Consider the following 22,132-nt stretch of genomic DNA (forward strand, 5'->3'; position numbering starts at 1 on the left):
GCTCGGATAAGTTCCTGTTACTTAGCTTGGTCAAGCCAAGTTTAAAAAACGAGGGAGGGGTGCTCCCTCATACGGGCTTTTGCGTCGATTTGACTCAATTGTTTTTTATGATAAGTATGAGCAATCTTATATCAATAAAGCTGAATGGGAGATAAATAAGCAAGACGAAAAGGGCTGCACGGGTTTTTGAATAGCTGTTACAATCACCCCCATGTCAGGAAATACCTTTGGAAAACTATTTTCCGTGACCTCCTTCGGCGAGAGTCATGGGCCCGCAATCGGTTGCATCGTGGATGGCTGCCCGCCCGGACTCGTCCTCACCGAAGCCGATATTCAAATTGACCTTGATCGGCGCAAGCCGGGGCAAAGTCGCCACACCACCCAGCGGCGTGAAGCCGACGCGGTGCAAATCCTTTCCGGTGTATTCGAGGGTAAAACCACGGGTACGACGATTGCGCTGCTCATCCAGAATACGGATCAGCGTTCTAAGGATTACGGCGACATTATGGATCGTTTCCGCCCCGGTCATGCCGATTACACGTATTACAAAAAATACGGCTTCCGCGATTACCGTGGGGGCGGGCGTTCGTCTGCCCGCGAAACCGCAATGCGGGTTGCGGCGGGGTCGATTGCCAAGAAGTGGTTGTTGGAACGTTACGGCGTGGTGATTCGCGGCTATCTGTCGCAACTCGGCCCCATCGTTGCAGAAGCCTTAGATTGGGACGAAATCGCCAATAACCCCTTCTTCTGCCCCGATGCCAGCAAAGTGCAGCCGATGGAAGATTACATGGATGCCTTGCGCAAAGAAGGCAATTCCGTCGGTGCGAAAATCACCACGGTAGCCTCTAATGTGCCACCCGGTTGGGGTGAACCGATTTTCGACCGGTTGGATGCGGACATTGCGCACGCAATGATGTCGATCAATGCGGCGAAGGGTGTGGAAATCGGTGCGGGTTTCGACTGCGTGGCGCAAAAAGGCACAGAGCACCGCGATGAAATCACCCTGCAAGGCTTCCTAAGCAACCATTCTGGGGGCGTATTGGGGGGTATTTCATCGGGTCAGGAAATCATTGTGCATACTGCGTTCAAGCCCACCTCCAGTATGCGCTTGCCGGGGCGTACTGTGAATCTGTCCGGTGATGCGGTAGAAGTGATTACCAAAGGGCGGCATGACCCGTGCGTTGGGATTCGTGCTACGCCGATTTGCGAGGCAATGCTCGCAATTACGTTGATGGATCATGCGTTGCGGCATCGCGGGCAGAATGCGGATGTGACGACCGAATTACCGGATATTCCAGCTTCAGCATGAAGAACCCCTCCCCCGGAGTAAAGCCGCCTTATGGGCGGCTTTCGGCTTTCTACTTCGCCTATTTTGCGGCACTCGGTGTGTTTGTGCCGTATTGGACAGTGTATCTGAAAAACATTGCCGGATTTTCACCGGCACAAATCGGTGAATTAATGGCGGTGTTTATGGCAACCAAGATTGTCGCACCGTTCATTTGGGGCTGGTTGGCGGATCATACTGGAGAGCGCTTGCGTATTATTCGTATTGCTACTTTACTCTCAGTTGTGTGTTTTACCGGTGTGTATTGGCAACATAGCTTTGGGTGGATGGCGGTTGTTATGGCGGGGTTTGGGTTTTTCTGGAACGCTTCGTTGCCACAATTTGAGGCATTGACTCTGAACCATTTGGGTAGTCTCATTGGACGTTATAGCCGCATTCGCTTGTGGGGGTCGGTAGGGTTCATTGTGACGGTAGCGACTTTGCCAGCGGTGTTGGAACGCTATGGCGTGGCAGTGGTGATGGATGCCTTGTTGTTGCTGTTTGTGGGGATCTGGTTGTCAACAGGGTTGGTGCAAGATAAGCCTCATGCTGCGCAAAGCATTGCAACCAGTCGTTTGCGTGAAGTGTTGCGTCATCCTGCCGTGTGGGTGTTGTTGTTAGCGTGTGCGTTGCAACAGGCGAGTCACGGTGCTTATTACACCTTTTTTAGTATTTATTTGGAAGATCACGGCTATTCACGTCAGGTGACTGGGTGGATGTGGGCGTTGGGCGTGATGGCTGAAGTGGGCTTGTTTGTGGTGATGCATCGCTTGATTGGGCGGTTTGGGGCGGCGCATTTGTTTGTTTGGGCATTATTGTTAACCGCTTTACGCTGGGTGGTGTTGGGGACTTGGGCAGATAATGGGGTGGTATTGATGGTGTCGCAATTATTTCATGCGGCTACTTACGGTTTATTTCATGCTTCAGCGATTCATTTGATACACCACCAATTTCCGGGAAAATTACAAGGCAGGGGACAAGCCTTATATTCCGGCTTAAGTTATGGTGTTGGCGGTGCATTGGGGAGTTTATTCAGTGGCTATGCTTGGGAATATTGGGGGGCTGTGAATACCTTTTATGCCGCTGCGGCGCTTGCTGCTGGCGCTTGGTTGTTGGCGCTGATTTATGTAAGGGAGGAAGCTCATGTCATTCACCGTTGAGCCGTTGTCTGCCGATAATATCTGCCGCCATTTGGATAGCGCTACGTTACTGGCTTTGCATGAGCTGTATGTTTTTCCTGAGGTGAATTCTACCAATGCGTGGGCGTTGCAACACGGTATCTGTGGCGATGTGTGTTTGGCAGAACAACAAAGTGCTGGAAGGGGGAGGCGTGGGCGGCAATGGCAATCGCCATGGGGAGCGAATATCTACCTTTCCTTGCGTTGGTGTTTTACGCCAGTACTGGAACATTTGCCGTTATTGAGTTTAGTCACGGGGTTGGCAGTTGCCGATGCGCTCGAAGATTGTGCAATTCACGGACACGGCCTGAAATGGCCTAACGATGTGTACTATGATGGAAAGAAGTTGGGTGGTATTTTACTGGAAGCGGTTGGTTCACAAGCACATGTCGTGATAGGTATTGGCTTGAACGTCAATATGTTGCCGGAAGCGGGTACGGTTATTGATCAACCATGGACGAGCCTGCAACAAATTAGCGGTCAGTCGGTAGATCGCAATGCAGTAGTGGCGGCAGTATTACAGCGTTTGCTCAAGCGTTTGCAGGATTTTCCCTGTTTGGATATGGCGCAATTCCAGCAGGATTGGCAGCAGCGTGATTTGTTGCAGGGGCGCGAGGTGCAAGTACACAGCGGGCGGGAAAGTCTGCAAGGGCTTGCATCAGGTGTCGATCATCGTGGACAATTGCGTATTATTTTGCATGATGGATCAATAAAAAATCTATCGTCAGCAGAGGTCTCAGTGCGATTAGGAATGTAATAGTAATGGTTTTGCTGGTAGATGCGGGCAACTCACGCCTGAAATGGTCGGAGCTTGATACTGCGGGTAATCTGTCTACCCAGCAGGCATGGGCGTATGGTGATCGCCCTGCATTGAGTGTTTTTTTAGATTTACTGGATGCTTATCCGCAGGTGGCACATATCACGTTGGTGCATGTTTTAACGCACTTGTTTGCTGAGAGTGTGCAAGTGGCTTGCGAACAACGCGGTATCCATTTACACAGTGTGCGTTCTGTGTCGTGTGCTTATGGCATTGTCAATGGCTACCAACAGCCTAGTGCCTTGGGAGCTGACCGTTTTGTGGGTTTAGTGGCAGCGCATCGTTTAGCGGGGGGAGAGGCCAGCATTGTGATTGATTGCGGCACTGCGATCACGGTGGATGCCGTTAGTCGTGACGGGCGGCATTTGGGGGGCTTGATTCTGCCCGGATTGCAATTGTCTGCTGAGGCTCTGATTGCGCGTGCGCAGGGCAGACTTAGTTTGTCATTTGCACAACCTAACATTTTTGCAGACAGTACCGGGAGGGCTATCGGTAGTGGTTGCTTATTTGGTTTAGTGGGGGCGATTGAGGGAATTTGTTCGCGGATGCAACAGGCTTTGCCGTCTCCTGCGGTAAGGGTATTAACGGGGGGGGATGCTGAGTATTTGCGTTCATGGTTGCCGGGTGATTATCTACTGCAACCAGACTTGTTGATGCAGGGGTTAGCCTATATTACGGAGCAGGAAGCATGTACCAGTTGCTGATTGCGCTGTTATTCCTGAACGTATCAATATTGACTTGGAATGTAGTGTTGTCGCCGGATGTTCGTGAATTTCGTCCGGTATTGGTGGAACCAAACATTCCGCCGCTGGAGTTGCGTCAAGATGTCGATGAGGTAGTGTATAGCAGTACCTCGGCAGGTATACAAAGCAGTTGTTACAGTATCGGCCCCTACAATAGTGAAAAAGCAGCACAATTAGTGGCAGGTAAGGTACGTGCTTTTGGTCTTGCGGTATCGATACGCAAAATGCGTAGCATGGAAACGCTAAACTTTTTGGTATACATTCCCCCAGTGGCTGCTTACGCAGAGGCTGAAAAGATTGCGCAAGATATTGTGAAAAATGATGTTCGCGACGTGCAAATTCTCACACAAGGGCCCTATCAAAATGCCATTTCTCTGGGTTTCTTCAATAACTTAAATAAAGCCAAACGTCATGCTGAATATATCCGCTATCTAGGGTATGACGCGCAGTACACCGAACAGCAAGCTCCCCGTGAGGTATTTTGGGTGGATTATGATGAGCCTTTTGGCAACGATGCACCCGTGCAAGCATGGAGCGCGGCGGTAGATGCTACTTCTGAGGTACAGCGTATTCCACGCGCTTGTCGCTAACTCCCTGTTTGTGGGATTTTATCAGTAAAATTCGACCGGATATAACGGTCTCACGGCAATATTATTAAGCCTAGCCTATATAAATGCTTTGGATGTGTTTGAGTCCTTTGCGTGAGAAGGGTGGGTGTTATGGTCAAAATTGAGACGCCAAATTATACTGTTTGGCAGCAGTCATTGTTTTGGTTGGGGTGGTTGTCATTACTAATACCGGGTTATTTCATCAGCTACGGCTTTTCGTTGGTCGGTTCGTTGGTATTGAGTGGTTATACTGAAACGGTTGATCTGGTGCTGGTATTGATCATGGGTACGGCATTGATTGAACTGTTGCTCATTGCTATTTACACCTTGACGCGTTTCTGGTTTCAGGAATCGTCCTTTGGGCGCTTGGTGTTGTGGTTAGTGTTGGGTGCAGCAGGGATTCCACTGGCAGCTTTACTAGGCTGCGTCTATGCTTATGCCAAACTGGTGTTGTATATGTAAGTTGGATTATTCCGGGAGGCTGTCTGATGCGATACATTTTAGTGTTTGCTTGTGCTTGGGTTCTTACGCTGCCGGTGCAGGCAAAAACGACCCAGCATACGATTGATCTGACCACAGAGAGTTGCCTTAGCACCAACGATTCGACGGCGGGGATGTTGGAATGTTTCAGCCGTGCAGAAAAGGATTGGGATACTGAACTGAATCGTGTTTATAAAGCCTTGCAAGGTAAACTCAAACCAGCCGCTCAGGATGCGCTCAAACAAGCCCAACGCGCATGGATTGTACAGCGTGATAAGGAATTTGAGTTAATTAATGCAATCCACGCGCAAATGGATGGCACCATGTGGATTGCCGTGATGGCAGGTGAACGTGCTGATGTCGTCAAGGCACGGGTAGTTGCCCTGCAAGATTATGTGGATTTGTTGGAGGAAGGGGCGCAGTAATTATTGTGGTGTTTGTACTCCTACTTACAACCATTTACGCCATTTGAAAGCTAACAACATCCCAATAGCGAGTAAAATCATGATCCCCCAGACGATGAAATAGCCAGAGCGCCACTGTAGTTCGGGCATATAGTCAAAATTCATGCCGTAAACCCCGACGATGAAAGTCAGTGGAATGAAAATAGTTCCGACCACGGTGAGTACACGCATGATGTCGTTCATGTGATTGCTCAGGCTGGACAGGTAAATATCCAACATGCCGCTGAGCATTTCGCGGTAGGTTTCGATCAGGTCGATGATTTGTACGGCATGGTCGTAACAGTCGCTAAAATACGGGCGCATGGCGGCATTGACTAATTCTGCATCGTGTTGAATCAAGCGGCTAATGACTTCACGTTGTGGCCATAAGGCACGGCGTAATAGCAATAGGTCACGCTTGAGTTGATGCAGGGTGTTGAGTATGGCTTTATCAGGGTTTTCCAACACCCGATCTTCCAACACTTCAATTTGCTCCCCAATATCTTCTAGCAGTGGGAACGCGGAGTCGATCACCACGTCCACCAGTGCGTACAGCAAGTAATCCACGCCACGGGTACGAATACGCCCGAAACCTTGTCGCAGGCGTTGGCGTACTGGCTCAAAGGCCGCCCCATCGCCGCTGCAAAAGCTCAGCAAATGCCCATTACCGACGAATACGCTGACTTGTTCCAATACAATATCATCCTCAATCAGGTGGGGCAGGTTGAGGATCAGAAAAGCGTGTTGTTCGTGGAAGTCGATTTTGGGGCGTTGTCCGCTATTGAGAATATCTTCCAGTGCCAAGGGGTGTAGCCCAAAGGTTTCCCCCAATTCACGGATAGCAATCGGATCGTTCACGCCGGTGACATCCAGCCAATCGACCAAGGTGTTTTGTTGCGCGTCTTGGCACTGCTGCTGTGTGGGGGAATGCGTTTCGCTGAAGTTTTCACCGTCGTATTCAAACAGGCGGATATGAGTGGTATCGCTTGTGGTGTGCCGGGTTAGCGTACCCGGTGGTGTGCCGGGGGGATGGTAGCGTTTGCCGAAGGTTTCCATGCTGCTGTGATCCTTAATGCGCTAGACGCATGGTTTCCATTTGCTGAAACACAGCCTCGCTGACGGTTTCGGTGGGGTCTGCCAAACGTTCTGGGAATAAGATGCCATCCAGATGATCACATTCGTGCTGGATGATTCGTGCGACGAATCCGCTGTATTCCGCTTCCACCTGCTCTCCCGTGCGTGTCCAGTAGCGGATGCGCAAGCGTTCGGCACGTTTTACCTGCGCCCGTGTGTCGGGTACGCTCAAACAGCCTTCCCAGCCGCTGCAAGTGGTGTCTGATTGCCAGAGGATTTCCGGGTTGATCATCGCAATAGGTTCCATGAAAGGCGCGTCGGGGTAACGTTTATTGGGCTGCGAGGCAACAATGATTATACGTAAGGGAACAAACACTTGGGGAGCCGCAATTCCAACACCATTAGCAGCTTGCATGGTTGTTAGCATCTCATCCAGCAAGGTTTGGATGGCATGAACCTGTATGTCGACCACTTCTTGTGCACGTTGATGCAGGATAGGAGCGTCATGAGTGGCGATGGCAAGGGTGCGTGTTTCGAGCATAAGCGTCTGTCTGGTGATGATAGCGATGCCACGATACTTTAACACGATAGTGGTATAATGCATCGCTTCACCATTGCCGAGAACTGATGGATGCTACCGAATAATGACAATAATGCGGGGTTGTTGCCCAGCCCGATTCCACGACAGCCGCGAGTGCGTTGGGAGCATGTGTTACCCATGCTCAGTCGCTTGTTGGTGTGGGGAATCATCTTTGGTTTGCTGACGTTGCTTAGTTCTTTTTTTGCTCTGATTTTTCTGACATTTGTGTTTGCTTATCTACAATCAGGCATTGTGGATGTATTGACCCGGCGGATGCGTTGGCTACGTGTGCCTATGGTTGTGTTGGTGGGTTCTTTGTTTCTCGGTGCCATTATCACGGTTAGCTTGTTTCTTGCTCCGCAGGTCTATCAACAGGCAACTGGCTTTGCGAAAAGTTTTTTCGGGTATATGGAGCGCATTGATACCGAGGTATTGGACTTGGCTGAGCGTTACCCCTTATTGCAAGAGGCTATCCCGGAACTAAGGCGTTTACCTGCACAGCAGTCTACATCGACATCTCCAGAATGGGCTGTACCTGTACAGAATGGCTCAGTCGTCACTAATAGTGTAGAACCGCCAGTGCAACGGGCATTTCGGGACTCACCAACGGGGTTGTTAATCGGTTTGCTGACTGGAAAAGAGAAGTCCGTTGATGGTCGCGAAGCGGTCAAGGTAGCACTGGATCAGTTAACCAATGTGAGTCGTCAGGCATTAGCTCTTTTGACGACTTTTTTACTGGCTTTGCTGTTTGCATTCCTGATTGTGTTGGATTTGCCGCATCTGGCTGCCAGTGTGCGTGACTTGGAAAACACCCGTTTGCGTTTCATTTACGTGGAGGTGGCTGACAATATTTACCAATTTGGTAAGGTGTTAGGACACGCGATGCAGGCACAGTTTTACATTGCGTGTGTGAATACGCTATTGACGGCGATTGGGTTGCATGTGTTGGGAATGGGAGAACACATGGCGTTCCTTTCCGTGTTGGTGTTTTTGTTTAGCTTTGTGCCAGTAGCTGGTGTGTTCATTAGCTCGATTCCGATTTGTTTGATTGCATTAAATACGGGAGGACTGAATTTGATGCTATTGAGCGTGGCGATGATTACGATCATTCATTTGGTGGAGGGTTACATCCTCAATCCACTGATTTACGGGGCGCGGTTGCGGGTGAATCCGGTGATCGTGCTGATTATTCTGACGGTGGGCGGCAAGTTGTTCCATATTTGGGGGTTGATTTTAGGTTTGCCGGTCTGCATCTACTTGTTTGGTCATGCTATTCGTTACCGGGATCGCTGATGGTCGATTGCTATCAGGTGGGTAGTGACGGTGGCATCCAGTCGAATCAGAATGCTCTGAAACTGGTATTGCTCTTCCTTGAATTGTGTACATAAAGCTGCTGATTCCGCTAGTTGCTGGATAGATAATGCCCGGTCAGCTCTGTTGCTATCCAGCCAGCTTTCTGCCACTTGCCTGTCTTGAATATCGCCTAGTAGGTCATGCCAGTGCTTCAGTCCGGCATTTGCATCCGTTGGAATAGCGCCGATATGCCGCAAAGTATTGACCAGATAGCGCAGGTTTTTGACGGCTATCCTCAAGCGGTGAAGTGTGGCGGGTTCATCTTGCTTGACGGCAGCAAGGCGAGCTTGAACTTTTCCCAGTGTTTTCCACCATAGCGCTAAGGCTGTCACCGTAAAATAGCCAGGATGGTTCTCACAATGCTGAAAAAAATGTTCGAGTGAAGCTGCTAGACGTTTTCTGAAAGCCTTATCGGCAATTTTGGGGCGCAGAACTCCCCATGCCCATAATTCTGCTTGGATGCCCGCTTCCAGTTCCCGGTTTAATTCCGGGTTTTTACCTAGCCGCTCCTGCATGACTTGCAGGTCACGTAACTGGTTTAGGGCTTTCAGCCAGCGGCTCATCGGCTTGCGCCATTTTCTGGTCTTGCTAGTGGCACGTAGTAACGGCTCTACAGCCAACACGCTACGGGATGCAATACGGAAATCGTGAATGGTATCAGGGGAATCATCCACCCTCACTTGTGCCGCAAGTTGCAGGTAGTTATCGATGCGTTCCTGTAAGGCGTTGATAGTGAAAGCGTCCATATTTGTATCGTGAGTGTCAGACACAAGCCGTTTTTCCTAATTCAGGTCAAGGTTTTCTAATCTTACCGGCTTGATGCCCGCTTGTATTGACCAATGTCAAGCGTCTATCATCGAAAGTATTCACAATGGTACATATGGCAATCTAGAAGATAAGTGAAAATTATGTTGGTACTAGGTATTGGTAATAGTTTATTGCGAGATGAAGGCATTGGCATTCATGTGCTTAACTTTATGCGGAAGTTTTTTCCACTATTTCCAGATGTTACCTATCTAGATGGTGGAACGTTAAGTTTTACTCTTGCTAGTGAGATTGAAGAACATGAGCATTTATTGGTGTTAGATGCGGTGGAGTTACACGCCCCGCCCGGCACGCTTTGCTGCTACGAAGATGAGGAGATGGATCATTTTTTGGGTACAGCTAAGCACAGTGCCCATGAGGTGGGTTTGTTGGATTTAATGGACATTGCACGTTTAACAGGGCATTTGCCTAAACGTCGCGCTTTGGTGGGTATTCAGTACCAATCATTCGCGTGGGGCGAGGAGCCTACCCTGAAAGTTAAACATAATATTCCACTGGCAGGCCGTTTGGCGGCTAATGTTTTACAAAAATGGGAGTTCGAGGCGTATCCACCTTGCTACCTTCGTACTCCCCATCAAGTACCCAAGTTGGAGATAGCTAAATGAGTTTAAATGATATTCCTGTTCATGCTGCCAGCATTGCCACAGGCAATTTACGTCCGGTGCTGCACGAAATCCGCCATGCACTTAGCGAGTTAATCGCGCACGGCACTCACGGCATGATCGACTTACACAGCTTGCCCTTTTCCCCACAGGAATATGCTGAACTCGACGAATTTTTAGGGGAAGGCGAAATCGACCTTACCCTGAATGTGCTGGGCAAAACCCGTTTACGCGAAAGCGGCTACGCGGGTGTCTGGCGCATTGAACACTTTGACGGCAACGACAAACGTATCGGTTATTTCATCGAAATAGGGCATGTGCCGGAAATCCTGCGTTCCCAATGCGACGATATTAAGGAAGGCTTGGCAGCCATGACCACGATTCTGGCGATGGAGGAAGACACAAATGAGGATGCAAACACCTAATCCCTAACCCGCTCGCACAGCCCCAGTCTCGAAGGGCTGATCTTCGATGCGATTTCGCTGGATTACCATGGCAAGTTTCTTCAGCTCCTGCGTGTCGTGCGGGATGTGAGCGGAAGCCTGCTTGTTCTACACCGAAAACCCTGAGCCACGCTTTACGCCGATCTACAAACTCGAACCGTTGCGGCGTGTGTGGGAACAGGAATACACCCTGATCGGCAAGCTCAAAGCCAAGCTGGGTTTAAGCAAACCCGTTACCGATGCCGAACTCGCCGAATGGCAGGAGCTGGTTTACAACAACTGCTCGTTGTGCGGACGTTGCACCTTGATTTGCCCGGTGGGGAATGACATTACCTACATGATCCGCCGGATGCGCGAAGGTATGGTGGCTTCGGGGCACGCGCCCGAAGGCTTGATTGGCGCATCCACCCGTGCGGTGCAAATCGGCAGCCCGATGGGGGGCAAACTCCCCGCCTTGCAAGCCCAAGTGCGCCATCTGGAAAAATCCAGTGGGTTGACTGTGCCGTTTGACCAAGAAGGCGCGGAATATTTGCTGATGCTGTCGTCGATGGAAATCATGAACTACCCCGAATACTTGGGGGCAGTTGCCAAAATCCTCACCAATGCAGGCAAAACCTGGACGTTGAGCAGTGAATGCTTTGAAGCCACTAATTCCGGCATTCAAATCGGTTCATCCGACATTGCACGGGAACTGGTGAGCCGGGTCGTGGCTGCTGCCGAAAAGCTCAAAGTCAAAACGGTGATCAGCCCCGAATGCGGTCACGCTTACACCGCACTGCGTTGGGAAGGGCCCAATCTAATCGGTCGCCCTTACACCTTTGCCGCCAAACATATCGTCGAAGTGCTGGATGAGTTGCGGGCAGAAGGTTTGCTGCAAACCGAAGGCTTCGAGGAATCCAAACTCACCTTCCACGACCCCTGCCAATTGGTACGCCGTGGCGGTGTGGTCGAACAGCCGCGCAACTTGCTGAATATGGTGGCGAAAAACTTCGTGGAAATGGCAGATCACGGCACGCTTAACTGGTGTTGCGGCGCTGGCGGCGGCGTGAGTGCCAACGAAGATGCCGAAGAGGTCAAGCTTAAAGCCTTCCAGCGTAAGAAAAAGCAACTGGACGAACTGCATGTAGATACGCTGGTAACGGCGTGCGCCAACTGCCGCATCCAGTTGGAAGAAGGCATGGAAGTTAACCAGATGGACATCCCGGTGTTGGGCTTGACTGAAATGATTGCGGAACATTTGAAGAAAATCCCCCTCAATCCCCCTTTTGCAAAGGGGGAGGCAAGAGAAGATATGCCACGAATCCAGTTCCCCCCTTTGAAAAAGGGGGGTTAGGGGGGATTTCTCTTCCTGATGCGAAAGGAGGTGCAACATGATCACCCAAGATACCGATTTCAAACAGGCACTCGATAAGTTGGGGCTGGCGCAGCAACGCCGTGTTGGTGCAGCTTTCGTGCGCAATGTGTTGGCACTCAACCCCGCCGTCACCAAAGCGGTAGACGCTGCTGCCAACGAAGACACCACTGCTGACGAACTCGCTGTGGCATTCAAGCAAGCCAAAGCTGCCGCGCTCGACAGCCATACCCGGTGCGGTTCGGACAGCGATTGGCAAGCACAAGCAGGCTATTTCGTCGCCCGTGCGGCTACCGCCTTAGTTGCCCCCGACAAGCAGGCCAAAGCCCCCGCGTGGGAAGCCGCAGTCAATGCACGGATGGCACGTACTTGTGGGCACATTGATGCCTCCGATGAATCCATGCACGAGGAAAACGAAGCCCAGTACCGCCTCCTTGAGCAATTCCTGAACGACATTTGAGGATACTAAAATGACTGAACGTGTCGTTGTCGACCCTATCACCCGCATCGAAGGCCACTTACGCATCGAAGCGCAAATGAATGGCAACACCATCGAACAGGCGTATTCCGCCGGGACTATGGTGCGCGGTATCGAAATCATCCTGCGTGGGCGTGACCCGCGTGATGCATGGGCGTATGCGCAACGCATTTGCGGTGTGTGTACGCTGGTGCATGGCATTGCCTCGGTGCGCTCGGTGGAAGATGCGCTGAATTACAGCATTCCGCCCAATGCGCAACTGATCCGCAACCTGATGATCGCGGCGCAATACGTGCATGACCATGTGATGCATTTCTACCATTTGCACGCACTCGATTGGGTGGATGTGGTGTCCGCACTTAGTGCCGACCCCAAAGCCACGTCTGAGTTGGCGCAAAAGATTTCCCCAAGCTGGCCGAATTCTTCCGCCGGTTATTTTGCTGACCAGCAAGCCAAGCTGAAAAAGTTTGTCGAAGCGGGGCAGTTGGGTATTTTTGCCAAGGCGTATTGGGGGCATCCGGCTTACAAACTGCCACCTGAAGCCAACTTGATGGCAGTGTCGCACTACCTCGAAGCCCTTGCATGGCAACGCGATGTGGTGAAATTGCACACCATTTTCGGTGGTAAAAATCCGCACCCTAACTTCCTCGTCGGCGGCGTGCCTTGCCCGATTGATCTGAATTCCGATTCCGCCCTCAATATGAAACGCCTGTCGCAAGTGCAGGACATCATCAAGAAAATGCAGGTATTCGTCGATCAGGTTTACGTGCCGGATACGCTGGCGATTGCCAGTTTTTACAAGGATTGGTTCAAGCAGGGCGAAGGCTTGGGTAATTTCATGACTTACGGCGACTTTCCTGAAAAAGGCATGGATGACCCCGCGTCGTTCCTGATTCCTTCTGGAGTGATTCTTAACCGCGACTTGTCGAAAATCCATCCGGTGGATTTGAATGCTGAAGACCAGATTCAGGAATTCGTCGCGCATTCTTGGTACGACTACAGCGAGGGTAAGGACAAAGGTTTGCATCCGTATGCGGGCGAAACCGAGCTGAATTACACCGGCCCGAAACCGCCGTATAAGCAACTGGAAGTCGATCAGTCGTATTCGTGGATGAAATCGCCGCGCTGGAAAGGGCAGGCGGTCGAAGTGGGACCATTGGCACGTGTACTGATGTTGTATGCCACCGGGCACGAACACACCAAATCGTTGGTTGATTACACCCTGAAATATCTGGATGTGCCGGTGGATGCGCTGTATTCCACCTTGGGGCGCACGGCTGCCCGCACGCTGGAAACCAAAATCATCGCCGACAAAATGCAAACATGGTTCGATCATTTGATTGCCAATATCAAGGCGGGCGATACCAAAACCTTCAACGAGACTTTGTGGGAGCCGTCAAGCTGGCCTTCCAAAGCGCAGGGTGTGGGTTATATGGAAGCCCCGCGTGGTGCGCTGGCGCATTGGATTGTGATTAAGGATCAGAAGATTGCCAACTATCAGGCTGTCGTTCCGAGTACCTGGAATGCGGGGCCGCGTGACGTGCAGAATCAGGCTGGGGCGTATGAAGCGTCGTTGCAAGGCCATGTGTTGTATGATCCGAAGCAGCCGGTGGAGATTTTGCGCACCATCCATAGTTTTGACCCGTGCATTGCCTGCGCGGTGCATGTGACTGACCCGGATGGGGAGGAATTGATTAAGGTGAATGTACAGTAATAATACCGTTGGTCGGTGCTACGAGAACGCTCATAGATTAGAGCAGTAAGTGCACAAAAAAATAGTTGCATCGTCTGAAATGATTCTATAATATTCGCGTCTCCCAAGCCGGCGTAGCTCAGTTGGTAGAGCAACTGACTTGTAATCAGTAGGTCCCGCGTTCGATTCGTGGTGCCGGCACCAAATTACAGTTCGAGCCAGTCTTCATCTCTTGATGTTGACTGGTGATCGGGCAAATACTGCATCTACACCACCACTGCCATTAAGTTAAGCCCCCATATCGCCAAGTTGAGTGACCGCTGCAAAGTATGGTGAATGAAGCGATGCAGGCAGCCGGAGTGGAGTCAGTGACTGCCAGTGCCTACACGCAAGCACGGCATAAACTGCGGCATACCGCCTTCATTGAGCTGAACCAGACTGCGGTGGTGGAGGTAATGTACGGTGATGGCGTGTACCAAACCTTCTGGGGCTACCGGATATTGGGCGTGGATGGCTCCAAAATTCGCTTGCCGGATACCGATGAGATGGGCATGGTGTTTGGTACGCACCGTTATTCGATCAAAGGTAAAGAGGCGGTCATCGAAGGGAAACACGCGATGGGCTTGGCCTCGGTGTTGTACGATGTCCTCAACCGGGTAGCCGTCGATGCTACCCTGACACGGGGCGATGCGTATGAAGTGGACTTGGCGATCCAGCACCTCCCACACACGGCGTCGGCTGACGTTTGACCGCAACTATGCCTCCTACGAATTGTTGGCGGAACTGACCCAACAGCAACGCGCCTTTGCCATCCGCTGTTCTGCCGCCTCCTTCGCCACCGCCCGCGCCATGCTCAAGGGCGAAGGTGCTGACAGCCAAATTCAAGGCGCTATACCACCTGCGCTGGGGCATTACACCCAACACCGACAAACGGTCAATCGGGGCATGGCGTTCAATATCATCAAGAACCAAGCGTTCGACCTACTCAACAGCAGCATCAGCAGTCACAAACTGCTGAAGAAAATGACGGCACTGTTCCTGCAAAGCCCCAATGCTGACCGGAAAGGCAGAAACCCTCCCCGCCAGCAGTCCTCCGCCCATCGCTTGCTCAATTACCATAAACGCAAAAAGAAGCATTGTTTTTGAGCTATGGGCTTAACTTAATGGCAGTGATTTTAGGCAGTATGCAGGCACTGGAAACCATCAAGCTAATTGTTGGCAGTGGTGAAACGCTGACAGGGCGGGTATTGTTGTTTGACGGGAGTGGATGGGATTCAAATTGCCGCGTGATCCTCATTGCCCAGTTTGTGGCGGGATCATACGCACCCCACTTGCGAGTTCCCAGTAATAAACAAAAGGAGAGTTTCAATCCAATCAATACCGTTGGTGCAGAGACGGTTTGTTAAAGGGAGGCAATCATGGGTTGGGAAGGTATTCTGGCTATTGTGCTGGTACTGGGCGTACTGGGGTTTCTGGCATTGTCGCGGATTGCACCTGATCTGATATTGATGGCTGCCCTCATCATCCTGATGGTGACAGGCATCCTGCAACCGGATGAAGCCTTTGCCGGGTTTGCCAATACCGGGCTGATGACGATTGCGGCATTGTATATTGTGGCAGCCGGTCTGCGTGAAACCGGGGCAATCCAGTGCATCACGCGCCGCTTGCTGGGGCAACCCTCCAGTGTGCGCGGGGCGCAATTGCGCCTGTTGCTGCCAACCGCTGGTTTGAGTGCTTTCCTCAACAATACCACTGTGGTGGCGATGCTGATCCCGGCGGTGCAGGACTGGGGCAAACGCCTGAAACTGCCCCCCTCCAAATTGCTGCTACCCCTTAGTTACATTGCCATCATGGGTGGGACTTGCACCCTGATTGGTACCAGCACTAACTTGGTGGTCAACGGCCTACTGCAAAAAGGCGGGCATGAGGGGCTGGGCATGTTTGACATGACTTGGGTAGGGTTAAGTCTGCTGCTGGTGGGAAGCACATTCCTGCTGCTGTTTGGCAACCGCTTGCTGCCTGACAGTGCCGGGGTTACCGACAACCTCGACAAAGTACGTGAATACCATGTGGAAATGTGCGTGGAAAAGGGCAGCGTATTGGTGGGGCAAACGCTGGCGGTTGCTGGGCTGGTCAACCTCGGTTACGGCTATCTGGCATAAGGGGTTGGGCGTGCGGTTACAGGTAGGGGATACCTTGTTGATGGAAGCAGGTAAGGAGTTTGCTAAGCAGTACGGTTTCCGCAAGGACTTCCTGCTGGTGAGTGCGCTGGAGGATTCCAGCCCGCCCAACTTCCAGAAAACACGTTTGGCTTTGGCAATTTTAGTGGCGATGGTGGCGCTCAGCGCGTTCGGGATCATTCCGATCCTGCAAGCGGCGTGGCTGGCTGCGGGGGTGATGTTGCTGAGCGGATGCCTGAATGCCGGGCGGGCGCGGCGCTCGGTGGATTTCACCGTGTTGACCGTGATTGGCGCATCGTTCGCGCTGGGTGATGCCATGACCAAGACAGGGGCGGCACAATGGCTGGCGGAAACCCTGGTTCTGGGCTGGGTAGCATCCCCGTTGCTTGCCTTGGTGATGGTTTATGTGATGACGGTCATTTTTACAGAACTGATCACTAATAATGCCGCTGCTGTTCTAATGTTTCCGATAGGCAGTGCGCTGGCGACAGAGTTGGGGGGCAGCCTGATGCCATTCGCTGTGGCGATTATGTTTGCGGCATCTGCCAGCTTTATCACTCCCATCGGCTACCAGACTAATCTGATGGTGTTCGGGCCTGGTGGCTACCGGATGTGGGATTACCTGCGCTTGGGTTTGCCGATGAGCCTATTGGCGGGGTGTGCGGTTATTCCGGTGATTTTGTGGTTATGACCGTTGTGATTCCGAACCGGGAAACGTCCGATGAATTCGGGGATTAATCCGAAATGGCGCAAGTCTTCCGGCTGCACTTCGCTGAACAGGCGCAGCTTGTCGGCTTTGGGGTCATCCGGCGTGTGCGTGGAGTGGAAACCGATGCCTTTTGCACCCGGTTTGAGGCGTTTTTCCAGCAGTTTTTCCAAGCCGGAGAATGCGCCGCCGACGATGAACAGGATATTGCGCGTGTCGAGCATTACCGGGGCTTGGTCTTTGCGACCTTTGGCGGGGACTTTGACGGTTGTGCCTTCGACCAGTTTCAGCAGGGCTTGTTGCACGCCTTCGCCGCCGACATCGCGGGTTCCGTGCGAGTTTTCACCGCTGCGGGCGAGTTTGTCGATTTCGTCGATGTAAACGATGCCCCATTCCGCCAGTTCCTTGTTGCCGTCGGCACTGTCGAGCAGGCGGGCAATGATGCTTTCCACGTCTTCACCGACGTAGCCCGCTTGGGTTAGCGTGGTGGCATCGGCGATGACGAACGGTACGCCCACGATCCGCGCCAAGGTGCTGGCCAGCAGGGTTTTACCGGTGCCGGAAGGCTCTAGTAGCAGGATGTTGGATTTGTCGAGTTCGACCACCGATTTGTCGGTGCGGGTGCAGATGCGCGGCTTGTCGGTTTCCAGATTCAGGCGTTTGAAATGGTTGTAAACCGCGACGGCGAGGGTTTCTTTGGCGGTGTCTTGCCCGATCACGTAACCGTCGAGGATCGCTTTGATTTGCAGCGGTTTGGGTGGCGGGGTGGTAGAGACGCAAAATTTTGCGTCTCTACGGCGTGTCCAAGTGCTGATGACTTGGTGGGCAAGGCGCACGCAGGCTTCGCAAATGTGTCCGTTCATCCCGGCAATCAGCGGGATGTGCGCGGTTTGCTCTTGTCCGCAGAAGGAACAGGCGGCTGTTTTATCGCTCATGGGGATACCTCCGGGGTGGTGGCTTGCAATTGCTTTAACCATTCTTTCTGGCAGTTGCGCTGGGCGCGTTCTTGCAACTGGGTACGGATTTGCGCTTTGGCTTTGGTCAGAGACACTTGTTGCGCGGGGTAGATGTGTTCGCACAGCAACAGGTGGAAGCCGAGTTCGGTTTCGATGGGGGCGCTGACTTGCCCCGCATTCAGGGCGAACAGGGCGGCATCGAGTTGTGGGTAGAGTTTGCCGTAGGGCAGGTTGCCGAGCTTGCCGCCTTCCATTGCGGTCGGGCATTCCGAATATTGGCGTGCCAGCTTGCCGAATTGTTTGGCATTGCCGGTAGCTTCGGCGGCAATGCTGCGGATGCGTTGCAGCACGGTGTCGTACTGGTTTTCGGCGTAATCGTTGTTGACGGTGATGAGGATTTGCCGCACCAGTCGCGTTTCCGGCTGCATGAAACGCTCGCGGTTCATCTCGTAATAGAGCTGTACGTCGATGTCGCCGACGGTGATGCTGCGGGCGGCGATTTTTTGCAGGATGCCGTCGAACAGCAATTCGCGTTGCAGGGCTTGGCGCAGGGTGTCGGGGGTTAAACCGTTCTGGCTGAGGTCGATGGTGAAGTCTTCGTCGTTGGGGTAACGGTCGGCGATTTCTTGCAGTGCCATGTCGACCCGTTCCGGCTGGATGAGGATTTGGCTGGCTTCGGGGCTTTGTAAGGCGAGTGATTCGAGGTGGAAACTGCGGTCGGCACGTTGGCAGACACGGTTGAATTCTTTTTCGTCCAGATGCGGCAGGTTTTTCTGGAAGGCTTCCAGCGCATTGCGCAGCAGGTGGTAGCGGTAGGCGGGCGGCTTGCCCATGATGGCGAAACTTAGGTTAGGCATCGGGGACTTCCTCCAGCAGCTTTTCGGGGACTTGCAGCGTGCGTCCGGGGAAGCGTACATGGTAGGCGAAACCTGTCGGCAAGCCACTGATCACTTTGAGGATTTCGCCGACATCGCCGGGGTTGGCGATGACTTCGCCTTCGATGGCGAGGGTGACTTTAGTGGTTACTTTGTCGCGGAATTGGTAGAGGCTGGGTTCCCATGGGTCGTCGCCGCCGATCAGCTCTTCTTCACGGCAACCGACGGTTTTTTGTTCGTCGAGGAAGTGCACTGAATAAATGATCTGGTCTTGCAGGAAGGTGCCGACATCACGCACGTAGCCGACACTGCCACGCTTTACAAGTAGGTTGCCGATGGTTGCGCCGTAAAACGTGCCGTCGTCACGCACGTTGCGGATCACGCGCACTTTCGCGCCGTATTCGTATTGGGGCATGGCGTTACCCCTTCCCGAACAGGCTTTCCAGCGGGACGAAAGCGGTTTGCGGTTCGTTCATGCGGTAGATTTTCAGCACTTTTTCGGTCTTGGCATCCGAACCCACGAAGTCGGTATACGCTTTGGTGAGCAGGCGGGTGTATTGCTCACGCAAGCCATCGTCGTCCGCTGGTTTCGGCTCTTTCGTCAGGTAGTTGTGGAAGCGTTGCAGGATGTGCAGGCGGTTGACATGCACCACGGTCTGGTCAAACGCGATGTCGAAGTAGTTGAGGAAGTCTTCCGCGCTGACCAGTTCTTCGAGGTCGAGGGTGAGGTCGGTATCGGTCATGTCGTACTCCTTGTGCCAAATGAGGAAGATCAAGCAAAGGGCGTGCCATGTTGGAGAATTATTTGTTATTCAGTGGTTTGGGTGTTATTGGTGTGGGGGTGTGTCGGATTTGGTACAGGGACGGGCGGTCGGGGATTGTGGGGAAAAGAACATTAAACCGTAACGTGCATGATGACCTTTTGCCCTTTTCTTGGCAGCTTCAGCGATACAAGGTAATATCACATACCATATGAAACTTGTGATTGATACCAATGTCATCATTGCCGGATTCCGTTCCAAACATGGCGCATCCTTCCAGTTTTTGCAACGCATTTGGCAAGGCAACCTGCCGTTTTTGTTGTCTGTGCCGAGGATGTGCTGAAAAGGCCGGATACCCTAGCAGCGACAAATTTGACGCTTGACGAAGTGGATACTGTGCTGGATGTCTTGTGCCTGCGTGGTAACGAAATCCTGATTCATTACCTGTGGCGACCACAACTGACTGATGCAAAAGACGATATGGTGCTGGAACTCGCCGTGAACGGCATGGCAGAAGCCATTGTGACCTTCAATGTAAAAGACTTTCAACCCGCAGCCTCGCATTGGAATGTCGCTACGATTACCCCAGCGAATGCCTGCGCAACCTGAAACAACGAGAGGTGTAACCATGAGCCAATACGCACTGCGCCTGCCAGACTCCCTGTTGAAGCAAGCGCGTAAAACCGCCAAACGTGACAGCGTTTCCATGAACCAACTGTTCATCACCGCCATTGCCGAAAAGCTGGCGGTGCTGGAAGCCGAAAACCTGATTCTCCAGCGGGCAGCACGGGCAGACTTGAGTGCTTTCAAGCGCATTCTTGACCGTGTGGCGGATGTTCCCCCCATGCCCGGTGATGAAATTCTCAACTAGACATATGCAAAACCCTTCCTACAAGTTCCAGACCTCCGCCCAGTTGACCAGCAAACTGGCAGCCATTGATGCCGCGCAAGCCGACATCCAGCGTTTGCGTGCGCAACAACCTGACCGCTGGCAACCCATCCAGCAAAAGCTTCGCGCCGAATGGACGTATGACAGCAACGCCATCGAAGGCAGCACATTGACGCTTGGCGAAACCATCTTCTTTTTGCAGGAAGGGCTGACGGTAGAGGGCAAACCGTTCAAGGACTTTCTCGATGCTCGCAACCATGCCGAAGCCATCGACCTGCTGTTTGACGTGGTAGCACAAAAACGCGCCATTAGCGAAGGGTTGATTAAGGAACTCAATGCCTTATTGCTGGCTGGTGTGCAATCTACCCCTGCACTGAATTCCCAAGGGCAACGGGTACAAAAGCCCGCCACACCAGGGCAATACAAATCGCAGCCGAACCATGTGTTGCAACAAGACGGTTCAATCCACCATTACATCGAACCGTTACAAGTCCCGCTGGAAATGCAGCAATTGTGTGACTGGGTGAACGCAAATTTGAGCCAGCTTCATGCGGTCACGGTGGCGGGAATTGCCCATTACAACATGGTGCGGATTCATCCCTTCGATGATGGCAACGGGCGTGGGGCGCGGATACTGATGAACCTGATCCTGCTGATACAAGGTTATACCCCCGTGATTGTGCGCACCACCAAACGGCGGATTTACCTACAAGCCTTGGCAGCAGCGGATAGGGGGGATATTGAGCCGTTTCTGGATTTCATCGCTGACTCCATGCTGGATACGCAGCGGGTGATTCTGGCGGAATTGCGTTAGTCCAAGAGGAATTAACCCGCAGCCCTACGCAACACCGCCACCCCTTGCTGCTCATACAAATGCTCCTGCGCCAGCGTCAGCAACGCCTTCGCACCCAGCCGGTCATTGCTATCAATGTCCACGAGCGTTTGCAGCCGCCCGACCGCATCCGCCAGTTCCCCCAAGCGCATTTCCAGATAGCCCGCGCCTTTGTGCGCCATCAGGTAGAAGCGCGTCAGGGTCATGGAAACCAGCACGCCTTGCCCCAGATGCAAGCGGGTTAAATGCCGCCAGTCTTCCGGCAAGTGCAGGCGTTTGCCGCTGACGGCGATGGCTTTGTGTGCCACGTTCAGCGCATCCCGAAGGCGGTGCTGGTAGTAGAAATAGCGGTACAGCGCGACCAGTACGTTCAAATCTTCGGGGGCGAGGAAATAAGCGCGAAGTAGCAGGGTTTCGGCCTCCGGTTCTGGGTAAAGGCTGGCAGCTTCCTCCAGAAGCGCGGCAACCTCCGGGTCGATGGCGGCGTTGAAATAAAGGTCTTCGGCTTCAAAATCCTGCAAATCCATGATGTTAGTCCCCTGATTTTTTAAAGTGAATCGGATGTTCGGTGATGGGTGTGTTAGGTAATTCGTCGTCGCACAGATCACGGGCATCGCAATGATGGCATTCCGCGCTGTCGTCTTCTTGTTCAGGCAAGCATCACCACGCAAGCGCCGTGGTCGATGAAAAAGCGTCGCCCGATTTTCGCACCGGGGTGGATGTCGATATTCGTCCAGAAGCGGGCGAAGTACGAAATGAAACGCGGGAAATAGCGCCAGTTGCGCTTCCACAAGCTGTGGGCGATGCGCTGCAACATGACCGCGTGAATGCCGGGGTAGAGCGTGGCAACTTCCCAGCGCGAACGGGCGGCGGGGTCACGCTGGAACACGCAGGTGATGTCTTCGGTGATTAATTGCCAAAGGGAGACCCCCCCATCCCCA

31 protein-coding genes and 1 tRNA gene are annotated in these 22,132 nt (G+C 52.6%); 23 read left to right on the top strand and 9 right to left on the bottom strand.

All coding sequences use genetic code 11. The features are described from left to right. Positions 1-211: 211 nt before the first annotated feature. The 7 genes from aroC (at position 212) to QJT81_06940 (ending at position 5,575) form a co-directional block, all read left to right on the top strand. On the top strand, positions 212-1,309 hold the full coding sequence (gene aroC / locus QJT81_06910; GenBank protein ID WGZ95711.1) for a chorismate synthase: 1,098 nt from the start codon (positions 212-214) through the stop codon (positions 1,307-1,309). Continuing rightward, the gene (locus QJT81_06915) at positions 1,306-2,484 is read left to right on the top strand and encodes an MFS transporter (GenBank protein ID WGZ95712.1); all 1,179 of its coding nucleotides are present in this window, start codon (positions 1,306-1,308) and stop codon (positions 2,482-2,484) included. Before aroC ends, QJT81_06915 begins: the two co-directional genes overlap by 4 nt. After that, complete coding sequence (locus QJT81_06920) at positions 2,468-3,259, top strand: biotin--[acetyl-CoA-carboxylase] ligase (GenBank protein WGZ95713.1); 792 nt, start codon at positions 2,468-2,470, stop codon at positions 3,257-3,259. The genes QJT81_06915 and QJT81_06920 overlap by 17 nt, the downstream gene beginning before the upstream one ends. A gap of 5 nt (positions 3,260-3,264) precedes the next feature. Then, entirely contained in the window at positions 3,265-4,023 is a 759-nt protein-coding gene (locus QJT81_06925) for a type III pantothenate kinase (GenBank protein WGZ95714.1), read from the top strand. Then, on the top strand, positions 4,008-4,652 hold the full coding sequence (locus tag QJT81_06930) for an SPOR domain-containing protein (protein WGZ95715.1): 645 nt from the start codon (positions 4,008-4,010) through the stop codon (positions 4,650-4,652). The genes QJT81_06925 and QJT81_06930 overlap by 16 nt, the downstream gene beginning before the upstream one ends. Before the next feature lie 129 nt (positions 4,653-4,781). Further along, positions 4,782-5,132 (top strand): hypothetical protein, encoded by a 351-nt coding sequence (locus QJT81_06935; protein WGZ95716.1) that lies wholly within the window; start codon positions 4,782-4,784, stop codon positions 5,130-5,132. 26 nt (positions 5,133-5,158) lie between these two features. Continuing rightward, the gene (locus QJT81_06940) at positions 5,159-5,575 is read left to right on the top strand and encodes a DUF1311 domain-containing protein (GenBank protein WGZ95717.1); all 417 of its coding nucleotides are present in this window, start codon (positions 5,159-5,161) and stop codon (positions 5,573-5,575) included. 24 nt (positions 5,576-5,599) lie between these two features. On the opposite strand, the gene corA is transcribed toward QJT81_06940, so the two are convergent. Continuing rightward, positions 5,600-6,649 carry a magnesium/cobalt transporter CorA gene (gene corA, locus QJT81_06945; GenBank protein ID WGZ95718.1) on the bottom strand — a complete coding sequence of 350 codons (1,050 nt, stop codon included), beginning with the start codon at positions 6,647-6,649 and terminating at the stop codon, positions 5,600-5,602. A gap of 13 nt (positions 6,650-6,662) precedes the next feature. Next, positions 6,663-7,271 (bottom strand): peptide deformylase, encoded by a 609-nt coding sequence (def, locus tag QJT81_06950; GenBank protein ID WGZ95719.1) that lies wholly within the window; start codon positions 7,269-7,271, stop codon positions 6,663-6,665. A 27-nt stretch (positions 7,272-7,298) separates the two neighbouring features. On the opposite strand from def, the gene QJT81_06955 reads away from it, so the two are divergent. After that, entirely contained in the window at positions 7,299-8,540 is a 1,242-nt protein-coding gene (locus QJT81_06955) for an AI-2E family transporter (GenBank protein WGZ95720.1), read from the top strand. On the opposite strand, the gene QJT81_06960 is transcribed toward QJT81_06955, so the two are convergent. Continuing rightward, entirely contained in the window at positions 8,525-9,370 is an 846-nt protein-coding gene (locus QJT81_06960) for a CHAD domain-containing protein (GenBank protein ID WGZ95721.1), read from the bottom strand. The genes QJT81_06955 and QJT81_06960 overlap by 16 nt on opposite strands. 138 nt (positions 9,371-9,508) lie before the next feature. Here QJT81_06960 and QJT81_06965 point away from each other — a divergent pair, with 138 nt between their 5' ends. The 11 genes from QJT81_06965 (at position 9,509) to QJT81_07015 (ending at position 16,863) form a co-directional block, all read left to right on the top strand. Next, positions 9,509-10,030, top strand: coding sequence for a HyaD/HybD family hydrogenase maturation endopeptidase (locus QJT81_06965; GenBank protein ID WGZ95722.1), 522 nt, complete (start codon positions 9,509-9,511; stop codon positions 10,028-10,030). Then, the gene (locus QJT81_06970; protein ID WGZ95723.1) at positions 10,027-10,452 is read left to right on the top strand and encodes a hydrogenase expression/formation C-terminal domain-containing protein; all 426 of its coding nucleotides are present in this window, start codon (positions 10,027-10,029) and stop codon (positions 10,450-10,452) included. Before QJT81_06965 ends, QJT81_06970 begins: the two co-directional genes overlap by 4 nt. A gap of 121 nt (positions 10,453-10,573) precedes the next feature. After that, positions 10,574-11,803: a (Fe-S)-binding protein gene (locus tag QJT81_06975; GenBank protein WGZ95724.1), complete on the top strand. Its 1,230-nt coding sequence runs from the start codon at positions 10,574-10,576 to the stop codon at positions 11,801-11,803. Positions 11,804-11,840: 37 nt separating this feature from the next. Next, a complete protein-coding gene (locus QJT81_06980) occupies positions 11,841-12,281 on the top strand; it encodes a hypothetical protein (protein ID WGZ95725.1) in 441 nt (146 codons plus the stop codon). Positions 12,282-12,291: 10 nt separating this feature from the next. Next, positions 12,292-14,013: a nickel-dependent hydrogenase large subunit gene (locus QJT81_06985; GenBank protein WGZ95726.1), complete on the top strand. Its 1,722-nt coding sequence runs from the start codon at positions 12,292-12,294 to the stop codon at positions 14,011-14,013. A gap of 107 nt (positions 14,014-14,120) precedes the next feature. Then, positions 14,121-14,196 (top strand) — tRNA-Thr (locus QJT81_06990). A gap of 125 nt (positions 14,197-14,321) precedes the next feature. Next, positions 14,322-14,741, top strand: coding sequence for a hypothetical protein (locus QJT81_06995; protein WGZ95727.1), 420 nt, complete (start codon positions 14,322-14,324; stop codon positions 14,739-14,741). Then, positions 14,686-15,138, top strand: a complete 453-nt coding sequence (locus tag QJT81_07000) for a hypothetical protein (GenBank protein ID WGZ95728.1) — start codon at positions 14,686-14,688, stop codon at positions 15,136-15,138. The genes QJT81_06995 and QJT81_07000 overlap by 56 nt, the downstream gene beginning before the upstream one ends. 17 nt (positions 15,139-15,155) lie before the next feature. Next, on the top strand, positions 15,156-15,398 hold the full coding sequence (locus QJT81_07005) for a hypothetical protein (protein WGZ95729.1): 243 nt from the start codon (positions 15,156-15,158) through the stop codon (positions 15,396-15,398). A gap of 12 nt (positions 15,399-15,410) precedes the next feature. After that, complete coding sequence (locus tag QJT81_07010) at positions 15,411-16,154, top strand: SLC13 family permease (GenBank protein ID WGZ95730.1); 744 nt, start codon at positions 15,411-15,413, stop codon at positions 16,152-16,154. Between the two features lie 10 nt (positions 16,155-16,164). Continuing rightward, positions 16,165-16,863 carry an SLC13 family permease gene (locus tag QJT81_07015; GenBank protein ID WGZ95731.1) on the top strand — a complete coding sequence of 233 codons (699 nt, stop codon included), beginning with the start codon at positions 16,165-16,167 and terminating at the stop codon, positions 16,861-16,863. On the opposite strand, the gene clpX is transcribed toward QJT81_07015, so the two are convergent. From clpX to QJT81_07035, 4 genes are read right to left on the bottom strand one after another with little or no spacing between them, the layout of a single operon-like run. Next, positions 16,791-17,813, bottom strand: coding sequence for an ATP-dependent Clp protease ATP-binding subunit ClpX (gene clpX, locus QJT81_07020; protein WGZ95732.1), 1,023 nt, complete (start codon positions 17,811-17,813; stop codon positions 16,791-16,793). The genes QJT81_07015 and clpX overlap by 73 nt on opposite strands. After that, on the bottom strand, positions 17,810-18,691 hold the full coding sequence (gene nifM / locus QJT81_07025) for a nitrogen fixation protein NifM (GenBank protein WGZ95733.1): 882 nt from the start codon (positions 18,689-18,691) through the stop codon (positions 17,810-17,812). The genes clpX and nifM overlap by 4 nt, the downstream gene beginning before the upstream one ends. Continuing rightward, complete coding sequence (locus QJT81_07030) at positions 18,684-19,124, bottom strand: nitrogen fixation protein NifZ (GenBank protein ID WGZ95734.1); 441 nt, start codon at positions 19,122-19,124, stop codon at positions 18,684-18,686. Before QJT81_07030 ends, nifM begins: the two co-directional genes overlap by 8 nt. Before the next feature lie 4 nt (positions 19,125-19,128). Next, complete coding sequence (locus QJT81_07035; protein ID WGZ95735.1) at positions 19,129-19,452, bottom strand: nitrogenase-stabilizing/protective protein NifW; 324 nt, start codon at positions 19,450-19,452, stop codon at positions 19,129-19,131. 229 nt (positions 19,453-19,681) lie between these two features. Between QJT81_07035 and QJT81_07040 the strand changes: the two genes are divergently transcribed. The 4 genes from QJT81_07040 to QJT81_07055 are packed head-to-tail and all read left to right on the top strand — an operon-like array spanning position 19,682 to position 21,173. Then, a complete protein-coding gene (locus tag QJT81_07040; GenBank protein ID WGZ95736.1) occupies positions 19,682-19,813 on the top strand; it encodes a hypothetical protein in 132 nt (43 codons plus the stop codon). Continuing rightward, positions 19,807-20,079, top strand: a complete 273-nt coding sequence (locus tag QJT81_07045; protein ID WGZ95737.1) for a PIN domain-containing protein — start codon at positions 19,807-19,809, stop codon at positions 20,077-20,079. Before QJT81_07040 ends, QJT81_07045 begins: the two co-directional genes overlap by 7 nt. A gap of 19 nt (positions 20,080-20,098) precedes the next feature. After that, positions 20,099-20,341: a toxin-antitoxin system HicB family antitoxin gene (locus QJT81_07050; GenBank protein ID WGZ95738.1), complete on the top strand. Its 243-nt coding sequence runs from the start codon at positions 20,099-20,101 to the stop codon at positions 20,339-20,341. Between the two features lie 4 nt (positions 20,342-20,345). Next, positions 20,346-21,173 (top strand): Fic family protein, encoded by an 828-nt coding sequence (locus tag QJT81_07055; GenBank protein ID WGZ95739.1) that lies wholly within the window; start codon positions 20,346-20,348, stop codon positions 21,171-21,173. Positions 21,174-21,184: 11 nt separating this feature from the next. On the opposite strand, the gene QJT81_07060 is transcribed toward QJT81_07055, so the two are convergent. Together QJT81_07060 and QJT81_07065 are read right to left on the bottom strand one after the other, a co-directional pair. Next, complete coding sequence (locus QJT81_07060; protein ID WGZ95740.1) at positions 21,185-21,718, bottom strand: hypothetical protein; 534 nt, start codon at positions 21,716-21,718, stop codon at positions 21,185-21,187. A 122-nt stretch (positions 21,719-21,840) separates the two neighbouring features. Beyond that, on the bottom strand, positions 21,841-22,080 hold the full coding sequence (locus QJT81_07065; protein ID WGZ95741.1) for a hypothetical protein: 240 nt from the start codon (positions 22,078-22,080) through the stop codon (positions 21,841-21,843). Between the last annotated feature and the right edge of the window lie 52 nt (positions 22,081-22,132).

Source organism: Candidatus Thiothrix putei (genome assembly GCA_029972225.1).
Lineage (GTDB): Bacteria > Pseudomonadota > Gammaproteobacteria > Thiotrichales > Thiotrichaceae > Thiothrix > Thiothrix putei.

Bases quoted from the DNA above. Each gene is read 5' to 3' on its own strand.
- aroC (WGZ95711.1), top strand. From the start codon at position 212: ATGTCAGGAAATACCTTTGGAAAACTATTTTCCGTGACCTCCTTCGGC.
- QJT81_06915 (WGZ95712.1), top strand. From the start codon at position 1,306: ATGAAGAACCCCTCCCCCGGAGTAAAGCCGCCTTATGGGCGGCTTTCG.
- QJT81_06920 (WGZ95713.1), top strand. From the start codon at position 2,468: ATGTCATTCACCGTTGAGCCGTTGTCTGCCGATAATATCTGCCGCCAT.
- QJT81_06925 (WGZ95714.1), top strand. From the start codon at position 3,265: ATGGTTTTGCTGGTAGATGCGGGCAACTCACGCCTGAAATGGTCGGAG.
- QJT81_06930 (WGZ95715.1), top strand. From the start codon at position 4,008: ATGTACCAGTTGCTGATTGCGCTGTTATTCCTGAACGTATCAATATTG.
- QJT81_06935 (WGZ95716.1), top strand. From the start codon at position 4,782: ATGGTCAAAATTGAGACGCCAAATTATACTGTTTGGCAGCAGTCATTG.
- QJT81_06940 (WGZ95717.1), top strand. From the start codon at position 5,159: ATGCGATACATTTTAGTGTTTGCTTGTGCTTGGGTTCTTACGCTGCCG.
- corA (WGZ95718.1), bottom strand. From the start codon at position 6,649: ATGGAAACCTTCGGCAAACGCTACCATCCCCCCGGCACACCACCGGGT.
- def (WGZ95719.1), bottom strand. From the start codon at position 7,271: ATGCATTATACCACTATCGTGTTAAAGTATCGTGGCATCGCTATCATC.
- QJT81_06955 (WGZ95720.1), top strand. From the start codon at position 7,299: ATGCTACCGAATAATGACAATAATGCGGGGTTGTTGCCCAGCCCGATT.
- QJT81_06965 (WGZ95722.1), top strand. From the start codon at position 9,509: ATGTTGGTACTAGGTATTGGTAATAGTTTATTGCGAGATGAAGGCATT.
- QJT81_06970 (WGZ95723.1), top strand. From the start codon at position 10,027: ATGAGTTTAAATGATATTCCTGTTCATGCTGCCAGCATTGCCACAGGC.
- QJT81_06980 (WGZ95725.1), top strand. From the start codon at position 11,841: ATGATCACCCAAGATACCGATTTCAAACAGGCACTCGATAAGTTGGGG.
- QJT81_06985 (WGZ95726.1), top strand. From the start codon at position 12,292: ATGACTGAACGTGTCGTTGTCGACCCTATCACCCGCATCGAAGGCCAC.
- QJT81_06995 (WGZ95727.1), top strand. From the start codon at position 14,322: ATGGTGAATGAAGCGATGCAGGCAGCCGGAGTGGAGTCAGTGACTGCC.
- QJT81_07000 (WGZ95728.1), top strand. From the start codon at position 14,686: ATGAAGTGGACTTGGCGATCCAGCACCTCCCACACACGGCGTCGGCTG.
- QJT81_07005 (WGZ95729.1), top strand. From the start codon at position 15,156: ATGGCAGTGATTTTAGGCAGTATGCAGGCACTGGAAACCATCAAGCTA.
- QJT81_07010 (WGZ95730.1), top strand. From the start codon at position 15,411: ATGGGTTGGGAAGGTATTCTGGCTATTGTGCTGGTACTGGGCGTACTG.
- clpX (WGZ95732.1), bottom strand. From the start codon at position 17,813: ATGAGCGATAAAACAGCCGCCTGTTCCTTCTGCGGACAAGAGCAAACC.
- nifM (WGZ95733.1), bottom strand. From the start codon at position 18,691: ATGCCTAACCTAAGTTTCGCCATCATGGGCAAGCCGCCCGCCTACCGC.
- QJT81_07030 (WGZ95734.1), bottom strand. From the start codon at position 19,124: ATGCCCCAATACGAATACGGCGCGAAAGTGCGCGTGATCCGCAACGTG.
- QJT81_07035 (WGZ95735.1), bottom strand. From the start codon at position 19,452: ATGACCGATACCGACCTCACCCTCGACCTCGAAGAACTGGTCAGCGCG.
- QJT81_07040 (WGZ95736.1), top strand. From the start codon at position 19,682: ATGAAACTTGTGATTGATACCAATGTCATCATTGCCGGATTCCGTTCC.
- QJT81_07050 (WGZ95738.1), top strand. From the start codon at position 20,099: ATGAGCCAATACGCACTGCGCCTGCCAGACTCCCTGTTGAAGCAAGCG.
- QJT81_07055 (WGZ95739.1), top strand. From the start codon at position 20,346: ATGCAAAACCCTTCCTACAAGTTCCAGACCTCCGCCCAGTTGACCAGC.
- QJT81_07060 (WGZ95740.1), bottom strand. From the start codon at position 21,718: ATGGATTTGCAGGATTTTGAAGCCGAAGACCTTTATTTCAACGCCGCC.